Origin of the sequence: Catellatospora sp. NPDC049111 (assembly GCF_040648615.1) — a bacterium.
GTDB classification, from domain to species: domain Bacteria; phylum Actinomycetota; class Actinomycetes; order Mycobacteriales; family Micromonosporaceae; genus Catellatospora; species Catellatospora aurea.
In genome coordinates this window covers 104,484-118,476 of record NZ_JBEZEB010000005.1, presented here as the reverse complement: position 1 = coordinate 118,476, position 13,993 = coordinate 104,484, and the positions used below count along the sequence as shown (strand labels likewise).

The window sequence follows — 13,993 nt, the reverse complement described above, 5'->3', positions numbered from 1 at the left end:
GTGAGCGGCCCGCACTCTCAGCCGTCGAACATCGCCGCGAGCTGCGGCGGGGGCGGTGGATTGGGCCCGTTGCCCGGATTGCCGGGGCTCGGAGCCGGACTGGGCGGTGCGCTCGGCTTGGCCTTGCTGCCGTTGCTGACCTCGATCACCACGACGCCGTTCTTGATGGTGCGGCCCGACGGGTTCGTGCCGGACGCGGTGCCCTTCGGGCAGTCCGAGTCGACCTGCTTCGGCGCGATCTCGACCTTGAAGCCCTTGCCGCTGAGGATCGACCGGGCCTGCGGCACCGTGCGGCACTTGACCGCCGGGATGGCCACCTGCGATCCGGTGACCAGCCGCAGGTTGCTGGGCCGCTGGAATTGGATCGACTCCTTGCCCTTCATCGCGTCGCGCAGCGCGTACTGCACCGCCGGGTTGATGACGCGGTGCGACATGGCGTGGTTGACCTGCGCCCAGTCGGGATCGGTCTGGAAACCGGAGATCGCCAGCTGCTTGGTGGTGATGGTGAGCGTCACCGACTTGGAGTTGTCGGTGGTGCCGGTCTTGCCGGCGATGTGCTTGCCGATGATCTCGCGGGAGTCGCGGGCCGTGGCGCCCTGGCACTTGCCGTACAGCGAGCGGTCGCCGACCGGGCACCGGGCCGCGTCGATCGCGGCGCGGGCCACGTCCACCGGGATGTTCTGCTTGCAGCGCCGGTCGCCGACGGCCAGCTTCTCGCCCTTACTGGTGGTGATCGACTCGACGGGGATCGGCTCGCAGTAGACGCCGTCGGCGGCCAGGGTGGCGAACGCGTTGGCGATCTGCAGCGGCGTGTGGTCGGACGCGCCGAGCGTGAACGGCCCCCAGCCGTCGGCGGCCTGGGTGGAGTAGTAGTAGTCGTCGAGGGTCGAACGCGGGTTGTCGTAGAAGGTCAGGCCCATGCGCTTGGCGGTGTCGATGACCCGCGCGCCGCCGGTCATCTCGAACAGCGGCACGAAGAACGTGTTGATGGAGCTGCCGAAGCCGTTCCACATGTTCTGCGGGCCGAAGTTGCGCCCGCCCGAGTTGGTCGGGCACCAGTAGCCGCCGCAGTTCGGGGTGCCGGTGATACGGGTCCGGGAGACGTACGGCGCGCGGGTGTTGATGACCGTGGACAGCGGGTAGCCCCGCTCCAGCGCCGCGACCATGGTGAAGATCTTCATGACCGAGCCGGGCTGGTAGCCGCCGATGTCGGGTCCGCCGGTCAGCAGCGGGTTGGTGGTGTTCGGGTAGCTGCCCCGGATGCCGCGGCGGGCCAGCGCCGGGTTGGACGCCTTGCCGTTCTGCGGCTTGGTCTTGCTGTCGATCCGGAAGTTGCGGTTGGCGGCCAGCCCGCGCACCTTGCCGCTGCCCGGCTCGACGGCCGCCAGCAGGACCGCGTCGGACTTGTACTTCCACTTGCCGCCGGGCAGGTCCGGGTTCTTGTTCACCGACCGGTCGATGCTGCGGTCCATCGCGGACTGCGCGGTGAGATCCAGCGAGGTCACGATACGGAAGCCACCCGACTTCAGCGAGCGCTCACGGTCGTACGGGGTGACCCCGAACACCGGCTGCTGGTTCCACCAGCGCTGGAAGAAGTCGCAGAAGAAGCCCCACTTGATGTTGGTGCTCTGCACGCAGCCGTTCGGGGTGAACTTGCCGGTCACCTTCAGCGGCTCGTTCTTGGCCACCGCGCCCTGCTGCGCGGTGAGCGCGCCGGTCCCGACCATCTCGTCGAGCACGTAGTCGCGCCGGGCGACGGCGAGCGCCTGGCCCTTCAGGCTGATCACGTCGAAGTCGCCGGGGAACTTCACCAGCGCGGCCAGGAACGCGGCCTCGGCGGCGGTCAGCGTCTTGGGCTCCTTGCCGAAGTAAACCTGCGCGGCGGCGAAGATGCCGTAGGCCCGGTTGCCGAAGTAGGCGGTGTTGAGGTAGCCCTCGAGGATGTCGTCCTTGGTCATACGCTGCTCGATGGCCATGGCGTAGCGCATTTCGCGGATCTTGCGTTTGGCGGTGTCCTCCGTGGCGTCGACGACCTCCTGCGCGGTGTCGGCCGAGTACGAGATGGACAGCCGGACGAACTGCATGGTCAGCGTCGAGGCGCCCTGCTCCACGTCGCCGGCCCTCTTGTTGGCGATGTAGGCGCGGGCGATGCCCTTGATGTCGACGCCGTTGTGCTCGTAGAACTTCTGGTCCTCCGCGGCGAGCACGGCCTGGCGCACGATCAGCGGCACGTCGGCCAGCGGCAGGTCGCGCCGGTTCTCGTCGTACATCGTGGCGAGCAGGGTCTTGCCGTCGGCCGCGTAGAGGTAGCTCAGCTGGGGCGAGCGTTTGACGATCAGCTCATCGGGCAGCTTGCCGAAGGCGTCGCCGCCGACGACCGCGGCCATGCCGGACAGCGCCACCGCGGGGAAGACCCCCGCGGCGACGACGACCCCGGCGAGCAGGCCGCAGACGAGCATGGACGCGATGTTGACCAGTGGGTTGCGGTAGCGCGAGCTCATCAGGTCACCGCCTCAGGTCAGGTGCGTTGGCCCGAGCCCCCGCAAATCACTTCAGATCGGGCGATCATCGGGCAGTGCGGCCATGCCGTCAAGAGGTCCGTGCGCCACCCGTGATTACCTTGAGGATGAGCCTGCCGTGCAAGCGGCACAAGGCCTTTCGGCGGGTCGTCGGCGAAGCGCGGCCACCTGGCTGAACACCCGCTGGGGGTGGCATAACGCTTCGGCAAGGGCCCGCTGCCCTGAGTTGTGCGGAGCGGCTCGGCGCAGGCATGATCTGCAGTGCGGTGGAGGAAACCGTATTCAGCGCCGACCTGCGGCCGTGACGATAGGGAATCCATGTTCGCCGCTGCATCGGTGCCGACCCAGCCGCGAGGCCCGGCTCGGCTGACCCGGTTGCGGGTGCTGCTGGTCGAGGACGACGAAGGCGACGCATTCCTGGTCGAGGAGCTGCTGCGCGAGCAGGACGCGGCGATCCAGCTCACCGTCGCGCGCACGCTGCGTGACGCCCGGGACCAGATGGGTGAGGTCGACTGCATCCTGTTGGACCTGGGCCTACCGGACGCGCAGGGCATCGACGGACTGCGCCGGGTGCTGGCCGCCGCGCCCGGCACCGCGGTCTGCGTGCTCACCGGCCAGCAGGACGCCCACATCGGCATCACCGCGGTCGCCGAGGGCGCGCAGGACTACCTGGTCAAAGGCCAGGTCGACGGGGCCCTGCTGGAGCGCTCGGTGCAGTACGCCGTCGAGCGCAAGTACGCCGAGGAGAACGCGCGTCGGCTGCGTGAGGTCGAGCTGCGCCAGGCCGAGTCGGCCCGGCTGGAACGCGGCCTGCTGCCCCAGCCGCTGATGACCACGGACCGGCTGGCGGTGCACACCTTCTACCGGCCCGGCCGCTACGAGGCGCTGCTCGGCGGGGACTTCTTCGACGTGGTGCAGACCAGCCCGGAGCTGGTGCACGTGATGATCGGCGATGTCAGCGGCCACGACGTCGACGGCGCGGCGCTTGGCGTCGAGCTGCGGGTGGCCTGGCGGGCGCTGACCCTGGCCGGGGTGGCCCCCGAGCAGACGCTGACCGCGATGGAGCAGGTGCTCTGCAGCGAGCGCAGCCATCCGAGCACCTTCGCGACGATGGCGGTGCTGCGCATCGACCTGGCCGCCGCGCGGGCGTCGTGCTGGCTGGCCGGGCATCCGCCGCCGCTGCTGCTGTCCGGCGGCCGGGCCGTTCCGGTCGAGGTGCCGTACGGGCTGCTGCTCGGCGTGGGTGACGCGCCCCGCGAGCGGGCCGACGTCGAGCTGCCCGAGGACTGGTCGCTGCTGCTCTACACCGACGGGCTGGTCGAGGGGCGGCTGGGCGACAGCCCCGACCGGCTCGGTGACGAGGGCCTGGTCGGGCTGTGCGCCACCAGGCTCGGCCGCGGTGACACCATGGAACGGCTGCCGGCGAGTCTGGTCGAGTCGGCCGAGACGCTCAACGGCGGTCCGCTGGCCGACGACGTCGCGATCGTCCTGCTGAGTAAGGAACCGAACTCTTGATCAAGGGTATGACGTTCACCCACCCGCGGACCTGGTCGCTGCGCGCCCGGGTGACGGCGCTGGCCACCACGACCGCCGCGCTGCTGGCCGTGCTCGCGGTCAGCGCCGCGCTGCTGGCCACGGCGAACCTGGACCAGCTCGACGTGGTGCTCAACAAGACCGGCGTGCTGCGGCTGTCCGGCGAGCAGTTGGGCGCGGCCCTGGTCGACCAGGAGACCGGCGTGCGCGGGTACGCGTTGAGCGGCGACCCGGCCGATCTCGGCCCGTACCGCACCGGCCGCGAGGCCGAGGAGCGGCTGTACGAGACGATGATCCCGCTGCTGGCCGACGAGCCGGGGGTCCGCGCGCAGCTGGAGCGCGCCCGTGCGGCGGCGACCACCTGGCGGTCCACCGTCGCCGAGCCGGGCATCACCGCGACCCGTGACCAGGGCCCACAGGCCGGGCAGCAGCTGCTCAACCAGTCCGGCGGCCGCGAGCGGTTCGACCGGGCACGCGAGCAGCTCGCCACGCTGCAGCAAGAGATCGTCACGCTGCGCAACGCCGCCGTGGCGAGCGTGCAGTCGGGCAGCGAGAACCTCGTCGTGCTGCTCATCGCGGCCGGCCTGGTGGTGCTGGTGATGGGCGCCAGCCTGGTCATGCTCATCAACCGCATGATCAGCCGCCCCGTGACGAGCCTCGCCGAGCAGGTCCGCCACGTCGCGAGTGGTGCGTACGAGACGGAGATCACGGGCACCGGATCGCCGGAACTGGAACGGTTGGGCCGCGACATCGACGCGATGCGCCGCCAGATCGCCGCCGACCTGAGCGAGGTCCGCGAGGCCCGGCAGGCCGTCGAGGTCATCAACCAGCAGCTGCAGCTGCAGGCGTCCGAGCTGACGCGCTCGAACCGGGATCTGGAGCAGTTCGCCTACGTCGCCTCGCACGACCTGCAGGAGCCGCTGCGCAAGGTGGCCAGCTTCTGCCAACTGCTGCAGCGCCGCTACGCCGGGCAGCTCGACGAGCGCGCCGACCAGTACATCCTGTTCGCGGTCGATGGCGCGCAGCGGATGCAGCGGCTGATCAACGACCTGCTGGCCTTCTCCCGGATCGGCCGCAACACCAGCGGCTTCCAGCAGGTCTCGCTCGACTCCGTGCTGCGTGACGTCGCCGAGCAGCTCAACGTCGAGGAGAAGTACGGTGCGGACGCCCTGACCTGGCACGACCTGCCGACGGTGGCGGGCGAGGAAGCGCTGCTGGAGACGCTGGTGGCGAACCTCGTCGGCAACTCGCTCAAGTTCCGCCGTACCGACGTGCCCGTGCGCATCGAGGTCAGCGCCGTGCGTACGGACGACTCCTGGGACATCACGGTCAGCGACAACGGCATCGGCATCGAGGCCGAGTTCGCCGAGAAGATCTTCATCATCTTCCAGCGGCTGCACGCCAAGGACGCCTACCCGGGCACCGGCATGGGATTGGCGATCGCCAAGAAGATCGTGGAGTATCACGACGGCCGCATCTGGGTGGACGACACCCGGACCGACGGTGCGGCCATCACGTTTTCGCTGCCGATCAGTGAGAACTCCGGCGCGGCGACCCTGCCCGCCGTGCCGACCCAGCACAAGGAGCTGACCGCATGATGGACGACAAGGGTGGCCGGCCCATCGAGGTGCTGCTGGTCGAGGACGACCCGGGCGACGTGCTCATGACGCGGGAGGCGTTCGAGGAGTACAAGATGCGCAACACCCTGCACGTCGTCAGCGACGGCGTGGAGGCGCTGGCCTACCTGCGCAAGGAGGGGGAGTTCGCCGAGGCCAACACCCCCGACCTGATCCTGCTGGACCTGAACCTGCCGCGCCGCGACGGCCGCGAGGTGCTCCGCGAGATCAAGAACGACCCGGACCTGTGCCGCGTCCCGGTCGTGGTGCTGACCACCTCGCAGGCCGAGGAGGACGTGCTGCGCAGCTACCAGCTGCACGCCAACGCGTACGTCGCCAAGCCCGTCGACTTCGAGCGCTTCATCTCGGTCGTCAAGCAGATCGACGACTTCTTCGTCAGCGTGGTGCGCCTGCCGAGCCGCCGCTGACGCGCCGCCCGGTCCTGCTCACCAGGGCGTCCGCGGCCAGCGCCACCGCCAGCCCGGCGGCGGCGTCGGCCGTGTAGTGGTAGCGCGTGTACACCACCGACACCGTGAGCAGGATCGTCGGCAGCAGCAGGCGGCGGAACACCGTCCGCCCCCAGATCCGGCGGGCCGCCAGCACGACCGCCCACGCCCCGGCGACGTGCGCCGACGGGAAGCAGGTGCCGACCGGGTCGGCGTGCGCCATCAGCCACTGCTGTGCCGGTGCCAGGACGTAGCCGGTGAGCTCAGGCGGATGGAGCTGCCCGGCCGGCGAGTGACGCGGTCCCAGCACCGGCAGTATCAGGAAGCCGAGGTAGCAGGTGTACACCGCGGCGGCGACCGTGGTCACGAGCCGTTCCAGCGCGGCCTGCCGCCGCCGCAGGATCAGCAGCAGCGGCGGCACGACGATGTACAGGTAGTAACTCATGTAGGCGGCGTACATCAGCTCGGTGAGCGGGCGCGAGACGAGGCCGTCCAGCCACCGCGAGAGCTGCCCGCCCCACAGCGCGGCGTCGAAGGCGTTCATCCCGGCGTCGCGGTAACCGCCGCGCACGACCAGCACGGTCGGCCCCACCAGCGTGTACGCCAGCGGCGCGAGGACGATCGGGTACGCCGTCCGCAACACGGCCAGCGCCGCGACATCCGGTCGCCGCGCTTGCGCGGTGATCAGCGCGAGCACGGCTGACGCCATCGCGGCGTAGGCGAGCAGGTAGGCCCACCAGCGCTCGACCTGGTCGTGTCCGGCGGTGACGAGCACCGCCACCACGGCCAGGTACACCAGCACGATCACATCGACCGGGCGGTACGCGCGGGCCTGCGCCCGGCGTTCACGAGCGGCGGAGCGGGCCGCGTCGTACATGGTGGCCACGGTTCGACGGTACCCGAATAACGACGCAACAAACGACGCAATATTAGCCGAATAAACGGGCGAGAGGGCTGTTAACGGTAGATCGGGCGGAAATCTCCGACTGTTTCACGGGATCCGCAATGGACAGACAGCCTGCGGATCGTTCGCGGGCATGGGCTAGGGTCGCGCCCGTGGCGAACTGCGTACAGTGCTCGAACGAGGCCGTCGTCGACGACCGGTGCCTGGCGCACCACCTCGAAAGCCGCCCCACCGACGAGCAGGGCCGCCGCGTGCTCGCCGACCTCGACCTCAGTGGCCTGCGACTCGACGACGTCCTGCTCGCCGACCTGGCCATCGCCGGCGACCTGAGGTGCGCCGGCACCACGTTCCGGGGACCGCTGCGGATCAGGAACGTCGAGGTCGGCGGAGTCGCGATCTTCGACGACGCCGGGATGCAGGGCTACGTCGCGTTCGCCGGGCTCGCCATCGGCGGCCTGCTGCGGATGCGGGACGCGAGCTTCGAGCGCGACGTGGAGATCACCGACGTCACCTGCGCCGGCACGGTGTCGCTGGCCCGCGCCACGCTCGCCGGCTCCGTCGAGGTCAGCGGCCTGCGCACCCCCCATCTCGACCTGCGCCGCACCACGTTCCAGCACCGGGCCCTGATCGAACTCGGCGACGTGGACCGCGCCAACCTGCACCGGGCCGGCTTCCACCGCGGCGTACGCCTCACCTGCGCCGGTCCGACCCGCCTCGACCTGCTCGAAGTCGACCTCGGCGGGCCGTCCGCGATCGCCGCCGCAGCCTCGACCGTCGAGGCCTGGCGGATGCAGGACCGGCCGGTGCTCGGTCGCACGCTCGGCACCGACCTGAGCCAGCTGAGGCTGTCGTACGTGGACCTGTCCGAGTGCTCCTTCGCCGGCGCGCACCACCTGGACAAGCTGACCGTCGACGACTGGCACAGCTGGCGCACCTCGCCCCGCGACCTGTGGGTCACCCACCGCGTCACCCTCGCCGACGAGCACCGCGTACGCGGCCACGCCCGGTGGGCGCTGCCCGGCGACGACAGCCGCGAAGCACCCTCGGTGGACAGCGTGCAGGCCGACTACCACGCGCTGCGCAGCATGATGCAGGACCGCAAGGACCAGCGGGCCGCGTCCGACTTCTACTACGGCGAGATGGAGATGCGCCGCATCGGCCTGCGCCGGGCCGTGCGCGCCGGGCTGAACGCCCGGGACTGGCGGGCGGCGGTGAGCACCCTCGGCGAGTGGCTGCTGCTGTGCCTGTACTGGCTGCTGTCCGGATACGGCCAGCGGGCTTGGCGGGCCTTCGTGACCCTGGGCGTGGTCGTCGCCGCCGCGAGCGCCGCCCTGGCCCGCTGGGGCTTCCAGACCCCCACCGGGTACGCCGACTCGCTGCGCTACACCCTGCGCGCCGCGTCCACGCTGTTGCGCGGCTCGGACGTGGCGCTCACGCCGACCGGTGACTGGATCGAGCTGGTGCTGCGCCTGATCGCACCGCTGCTGCTCGCACTCGGCCTGCTCGCCATCCGGGAACGGGTACGGCGGTAGCGGCGGTCCGCGCAATCAATTGCCTTACATCTATCTGTCCTCATCGGAACACCTCGTATATACAAGGGCATCAGTGCATCACCGGCACTGCCATGTCTTCTGGGGAGGAATTCCATGAGACGCACCCTCACCACGACCTTCGTCGCAGTCTTGGCGGTCGCCACGGCCGCGACGGTCACGAGTCCGGCGGGCGCGGCCGACGACCCCGTCCGCGCCGCCGACTCCACCACGGCCGCACTGGCCGCACTCGGCGCACGGCCCGACGGCTCGTCGCCGGACGGCGGGGCGTACAGCGTCACCCGCACCGTCACCGACCCGGACGGGCGCACGCATCTACGCCTGCGGCGCACCCTGCGGGGGCTACCCGTGCGCGGCGGCGACGTCGTCGTGCACCTCGACCGTGCCAATCGAGCCACCGGCACCGAGGGCCTCGGGGTCGCCGTGCCGTCCGCGCTCACGCCGCAGGTGAGCGCCGCCGACGCCGCCCGGTCCGCCAAGGCCGCGTTCAGCGGCAGCGTCACCAGCGTCGGCACGCCGCAGCTGGTCGTCGACGCCGCCGCAGGCGGCCGCCTGGCCTGGGAGACCGTGGTACGCGGCTGGGCCCCCGACGGGCAGACGCCGTCGCGACTGCACGTGCTGGCCGACGCCGCGACCGGGGCCGTCTACGCCACCGACGACGAGGTCAAGACCGTGCTCGGCACCGGACGGGCGATCTACGCCGGACCGGTGCGCATCGACACCACGCTGTCGGGCACCGCGTACCAGATGATCGACCCGTCGCACGGCGGCAACCGCACCTGCGACATGCGCAACACCACCATCGGGCCGTGCGTGCTCTTCGTCGACGCCGACAACCTGTGGGGCAACTACGCCACCACCGACCGGGCCAGCGCCGCTGCCGACGCCCACTTCGCCTCGGCCAAGACCTACGACTACTTCAGGTTCGTACACAACCGCTCCGGGCGCACCGGAACCGGTGCGGGGATCACGTCGCGGGTGCACTACGGCAACAACTACGTGAACGCCTTCTACGACGGCGGGCAGCTCACCTTCGGCGACGGCGCCGGCAACATCCACCCGCTGACCTCGATCGACATCCTCGCCCACGAACTCGGCCACGGCTACACCGACGCCCTGGTCGGCCTCGTCTACAGCGGCGAGTCCGGCGGCATCGACGAGGCCAGCAGCGACATCTGGGGCGCGATGGTCGAGTTCTACGCCGCCGCGCCCGGCGACCCCGGCGACTACCTGATCGGCGAGGAGGCCGACATCCTCGGCACCGGTGAGCCGTTCGGCAACCTGTTCGACCCGTCGCTGGACGGCTCGTCGCACAGCTGCTTCGGTCCGGGCACCCCCGGGGCCCCACCGCACGTGTCGGCAGGTGTCGGCAAACACTTCTTCTTCAACCTCGCCGAGGGCACCGGCGCGACCGCGTACGGCTACAGCCCGCTCTGCGGCGACGTCGCCGACGTCGTCGGCATCGGTCGCGCCAAGGCCGAGAAGATCTGGTACCGGGCGCTGAACGTGTACGCGGTGTCCACCACGACGTACACGAACATGCGGGCGTACACCCAGGCGGCGGCGGCCGACCTCTACGGCAGCTGCTCGATCGAGCACAAGACCGTGCAGGCGGCCTGGAAGGCGGTCAACGTCACCGGGGTCACCGTCTGCGGCGGCCCCTGACCGATCAGCGCCCGTCCGGCCATCGTGGCGCGGCGGGCTAACCTGTGCCCATGTCCGAGTCGATCGTGCTGCGCTTTCCGCCGAGCCCCGCGCAGTGGACCCTGCGAGCCCCGGTCGATCCGTGGGAGGACGGGTACGTGGCGCGGGTGCACGTCGAGATCCACGATGGCGGGATGCGTGCCGAGGCCGAGGTCACGCTGGCCGTCCCGCCGGACGGCGGGGAGTGGGACCTGGTCGAGTACGTGCAGGGGTTGGCTGATGCCTGGCAAGGGTGGAACGGCCCGCGCAGCTGGCGGTCGCTGAACGACGAACTGCGCCTCGACGCCGTCCACGACGGCCGGGGCCACGTCACCCTGGGCGTCACGCTGCGACCGAGACGTGACGAGGGCTGGCACGCGCGGATCGTGCTCGTGGTGGAGGCAGGAGAGCAGCTCGACCGGCTCGCCCAGGATCTGCGATCGCACCTGGCCCTCTAGCGTGGCCAACGTTCCCAGGCTGGGGTCGGCTTGATCATGCTTCAGGACAAGAGTGGAGGGCGGGCCCGCAAGCCGCTGGGAGATGGTTTTGTGGGCCCGCCCGGCGCTCGTCGTCGCAGCACTGACTGCAGTACGCCGGCGAGGCCACCCGTTCATTGACGTCGACCGGGGCCCGGATATCCAGGCGACCAGGGCGGACGTGATGACCGTCCGCATCCGGTGGCCCGGCGTGACATGCCGTACGCGGCCCCGGCATGTGATCGGATGGCCCGGTGAGCGATGAGACAGGCCTTCCCGCCGCGCAGGTGGCGCGTCGGTCGACGTCGTACGACGGACTGTCGGCCTGGGGTGACCGGCTGCATTGGCTGGAGTCGCTGCCTGGCAGAGACGACCAGGTCATGGCCACGTGGACAGCGGAGCGCGGGGTGACCCTCGGTGGACTGCCCATCGGCAACAGCGTGCACGCGTACGGTGGCGGTGCGATCGTCTCCTCCGCTCTGGGCACCTGGGTCGTTGGCGCGTCCGATGGTCAGATCCGAAGGGCAGAGGATGGTGCCGCCTGTACGGACTCACCCCATGCGCACGGTGATCTGGCCTTCGGCGACGGCCTTCTGCTCTGTGTGCGGGAGACCGGGTCGGGTGACCAACTGCTCGCGATCAGCCCGGAGACCGGCCAGGAGCAGGTGCTCAGACGAGCCCCCTTTCTCGCTTCTCCGGCCTTGACCGCTGGACGGCTCACCTGGTCGCAATGGGGCTCCGACGCCATGCCGTGGGACTCCTGCGAGGTGTGGGTCGCGGACTTCGACGGCCGACGGATAGGGGATGCACGTCAGGTGGCCGGCGGTCCGGGCGAGTCGGCCGTCCAGCCGCGGTGGGGCCCGGACGGGTACCCGTACTTCATGTCCGACCGGACCGGTTGGTGGAATCTCTACCGCCACCGCGCAGGGAGGGTGGAGGCCGTCGCGCCGGTGCAGGCCGAGTGCGCGGCCGCGCCGTGGGAGCTGGGTTACGCCAACTACGCCTTCTTGCCGGGCGAACGAGTCGCGATGACGCTCCAACAGGGCCCGTCATGCCGCTTGGCCGTGGCCGAACCCGGTCGGCCCTTGCGAACCGTCGAGCTTCCCTACACCTCGTTGAAGCCCTACCTGGCCGTGGTCGGTGACCGGGTGGCAATAATCGGCAGCTCGCCGAATCGTGCACCCGAGGTGGCGTTGGCTGCGGTCGGCGGCTCGGGAGAAGTCGAGGTGCTGCGCTGTCCAGAGGCGGTGGACCGGTCCGCGGACCTTGCCCTCCCCGAGGTGATGCGGGTTTCCTCGGCAGGCGGCGAGGTGACGGTGTTGTTCTACCCGCCCGCCGGGCATGCCTCCGGACCCGCCCCGACGATCGTCCGGCCGCATGCCGGGCCTACCCACCACAGCGATCTGCGTCTTGACTGGCAGATCCAGTACTTCACCAGCCGGGGCTTCGCTGTCGCGGACGTCGACTACCGAGGCAGCACCGGATACGGGCGACCGTTTCGTCAGGCGCTCGACGGACAGTGGGGGATCAGGGACGTCGAGGACTGCCGCAACGTGGCATGGCATCTGCTGGCCACCGGCCGGGCCGCGCCGGGCGCGGTCTTCATCTCCGGAGCCAGCGCGGGCGGCTACACGGCATTGCGCGCGGTTTGCGAGGACGGCCCCTTTGCGCTGGCGGTGGCCCGCTCCGCGATCATCGACCCGGTGCGCTGGACAACGACAGCGCCACGTTTCCAGCGTGCCCACGCCGCCCGCCTGGCCCACGCCAGGTCGGCTGTGCGGGCCCACGAATTCAAGGCTCCGGCCCTGCTCATCCACGGCGAACGGGACGAGGTCGCGCCGATCGGCGATGTGCTGGCACTGGCGCACAGCCTCCGCCGGCACCATCGGCTGGCCGGCCTGATCAGCCTTTCCGGGGTCGGGCACTCCCTGTCGAGTTCGGCGGCGTTGGTCTCGGCGCTGGAGGCGGAGTTGGGCGCTTACCGCGCCGTGCTCGACGGCCGATGGACCGTCGCGTAGGCGGCCGGGTTCAGCTCCGCGGAGCGGGAGAACGCATACTCAGCGAGCTCGTGTACGGCGGGCAGGTTTCGGTGTCGGTGCAGTTCGGCCAGCATCATCGCGACCCGGTGTGCCGCCCGGAAGGACGTTGTCCTGACAGCCAGGTCGATGGCGTGCCGTGCCTGCACACATGCCTGGTCGATGTCGCCCGCGCGGGCCAGTGCCGACGCGAGCAGCGCGGTGTCGATGCCGAGGCGCCGCACACGGCTCGGGTTCAGCAGGGCGACGGCCCGCGCGGCTTCACGCTGGGCCGGTTCGTACCATCCGAGGTCGAAGAAGCAGTGCGCCTTCTCGTCGGCGACCTCGGCTTCGCCGAAGTAGCGGATCCAGGCCGGTTCGTCGGCCGGATCGCGCCGTGCCAGGTCCGCATCGGCCTGTTGGAGCGCGGCGCAGCAGGCGGCCTTGTCGCCGCGACGGGCGTGTGCGCGGGCCAGCACGAGCCGGAAGGCAGCAGTGACACCTGGGCCGGCTTGGGATGCGGAGCCGCGCAGCGCGGCGGTTGCCAATCTGGCCGCCTGCCGTGCATCGCCGCAATGCAGGGCCAGATGGCCGAGGCTGACCGCGATGAGGTAACCGCCGTAGAGCTGTTGGCCGGAAGTCATGGCAAGGGCCAGGGCTCGGAGATAGTGCCGCTGTGCGACCCCGTCGGCACCGAGGTCGACCGCTTGGTAACCGGCCAGTTCGAGGGCACCTCCGACCATGTCGGTGTCGTCGGTGTCGAGCAGCTTGAGCACGTCGGAGTAGGTCGCACCGCCTCCTTCCGCGTGGTCGCGCTGGCGGAGTCGTTGAAGTGTATGAACGCCCGGCACAGCAGATCCACTGGTTGCCGCCACCGGCCGCAGGTAGCCGGGCTCGAAAAGCAACCAGTCCAGCACGCTGCGGTCGGCTGCCTCAGACCGGTACACCATCGCGTCGTTCGCCGAACGGAGGCAACGTTCGCGTTCCAGCAGCGGCCACATGCCGAGCAACGCGCCTTGAGCGTCCAGCACCTCGTCGCAACGCTCGACGAACTCCTTCGTCGGTGTGCGTTCCGCCGCTTCGATCTTGCGAACGAGATCCCTGTGCTGGAACAGCATCCTGCCCAGCGCGGCCTGGGAGAGCCCGAGCAGGCAGCGCCTGCGGCGTACCTCGGCCCCGAAGAAGTGCAGGAGCGAAAGCGTCGGGTCGAGATCCCTGGGCGGCTGACCCACCTCGTGCCTCCGATCCATC

At 70.3% G+C, this 13,993-nt stretch carries 10 protein-coding genes; 7 read left to right on the top strand and 3 right to left on the bottom strand.

Annotation, left to right across the window (positions count from 1 at the left end):
* Window positions 1-17: 17 nt before the first annotated feature.
* On the bottom strand, window positions 18-2,501 hold the full coding sequence (locus AB0B66_RS09470) for a transglycosylase domain-containing protein (protein WP_360525538.1): 2,484 nt from the start codon (window positions 2,499-2,501) through the stop codon (window positions 18-20).
* A 336-nt stretch (window positions 2,502-2,837) separates the two neighbouring features.
* Between AB0B66_RS09470 and AB0B66_RS09465 the strand changes: the two genes are divergently transcribed.
* The 3 genes from AB0B66_RS09465 to AB0B66_RS09455 are packed head-to-tail and all read left to right on the top strand — an operon-like array spanning window position 2,838 to window position 6,096.
* The gene (locus AB0B66_RS09465) at window positions 2,838-4,034 is read left to right on the top strand and encodes a fused response regulator/phosphatase (protein WP_360525535.1); all 1,197 of its coding nucleotides are present in this window, start codon (window positions 2,838-2,840) and stop codon (window positions 4,032-4,034) included.
* Window positions 4,031-5,650, top strand: a complete 1,620-nt coding sequence (locus AB0B66_RS09460; RefSeq protein ID WP_360525532.1) for a CHASE3 domain-containing protein — start codon at window positions 4,031-4,033, stop codon at window positions 5,648-5,650. The genes AB0B66_RS09465 and AB0B66_RS09460 overlap by 4 nt, the downstream gene beginning before the upstream one ends.
* Complete coding sequence (locus AB0B66_RS09455) at window positions 5,647-6,096, top strand: response regulator (protein WP_360525529.1); 450 nt, start codon at window positions 5,647-5,649, stop codon at window positions 6,094-6,096. The genes AB0B66_RS09460 and AB0B66_RS09455 overlap by 4 nt, the downstream gene beginning before the upstream one ends.
* Here AB0B66_RS09455 and AB0B66_RS09450 read toward each other — a convergent pair.
* Window positions 6,065-6,991 (bottom strand): phosphatase PAP2 family protein, encoded by a 927-nt coding sequence (locus AB0B66_RS09450; RefSeq protein ID WP_360526299.1) that lies wholly within the window; start codon window positions 6,989-6,991, stop codon window positions 6,065-6,067. The two genes, AB0B66_RS09455 and AB0B66_RS09450, sit on opposite strands and share 32 nt — an antisense overlap.
* A 179-nt stretch (window positions 6,992-7,170) precedes the next feature.
* On the opposite strand from AB0B66_RS09450, the gene AB0B66_RS09445 reads away from it, so the two are divergent.
* The 4 genes from AB0B66_RS09445 (at window position 7,171) to AB0B66_RS09430 (ending at window position 12,745) form a co-directional block, all read left to right on the top strand.
* Window positions 7,171-8,550: a hypothetical protein gene (locus AB0B66_RS09445; protein WP_360525526.1), complete on the top strand. Its 1,380-nt coding sequence runs from the start codon at window positions 7,171-7,173 to the stop codon at window positions 8,548-8,550.
* 114 nt (window positions 8,551-8,664) lie between these two features.
* Window positions 8,665-10,233 (top strand): M4 family metallopeptidase, encoded by a 1,569-nt coding sequence (locus AB0B66_RS09440; RefSeq protein ID WP_360525523.1) that lies wholly within the window; start codon window positions 8,665-8,667, stop codon window positions 10,231-10,233.
* Window positions 10,234-10,283: 50 nt separating this feature from the next.
* Window positions 10,284-10,709 (top strand): DUF6228 family protein, encoded by a 426-nt coding sequence (locus AB0B66_RS09435; RefSeq protein WP_360525520.1) that lies wholly within the window; start codon window positions 10,284-10,286, stop codon window positions 10,707-10,709.
* A 272-nt stretch (window positions 10,710-10,981) separates the two neighbouring features.
* Complete coding sequence (locus AB0B66_RS09430) at window positions 10,982-12,745, top strand: prolyl oligopeptidase family serine peptidase (protein ID WP_360525517.1); 1,764 nt, start codon at window positions 10,982-10,984, stop codon at window positions 12,743-12,745.
* Here the strand turns inward: AB0B66_RS09430 and AB0B66_RS09425 are convergent.
* Window positions 12,706-13,974, bottom strand: coding sequence for a helix-turn-helix transcriptional regulator (locus AB0B66_RS09425; RefSeq protein ID WP_360525514.1), 1,269 nt, complete (start codon window positions 13,972-13,974; stop codon window positions 12,706-12,708). The two genes, AB0B66_RS09430 and AB0B66_RS09425, sit on opposite strands and share 40 nt — an antisense overlap.
* Window positions 13,975-13,993 lie beyond the last annotated feature (19 nt).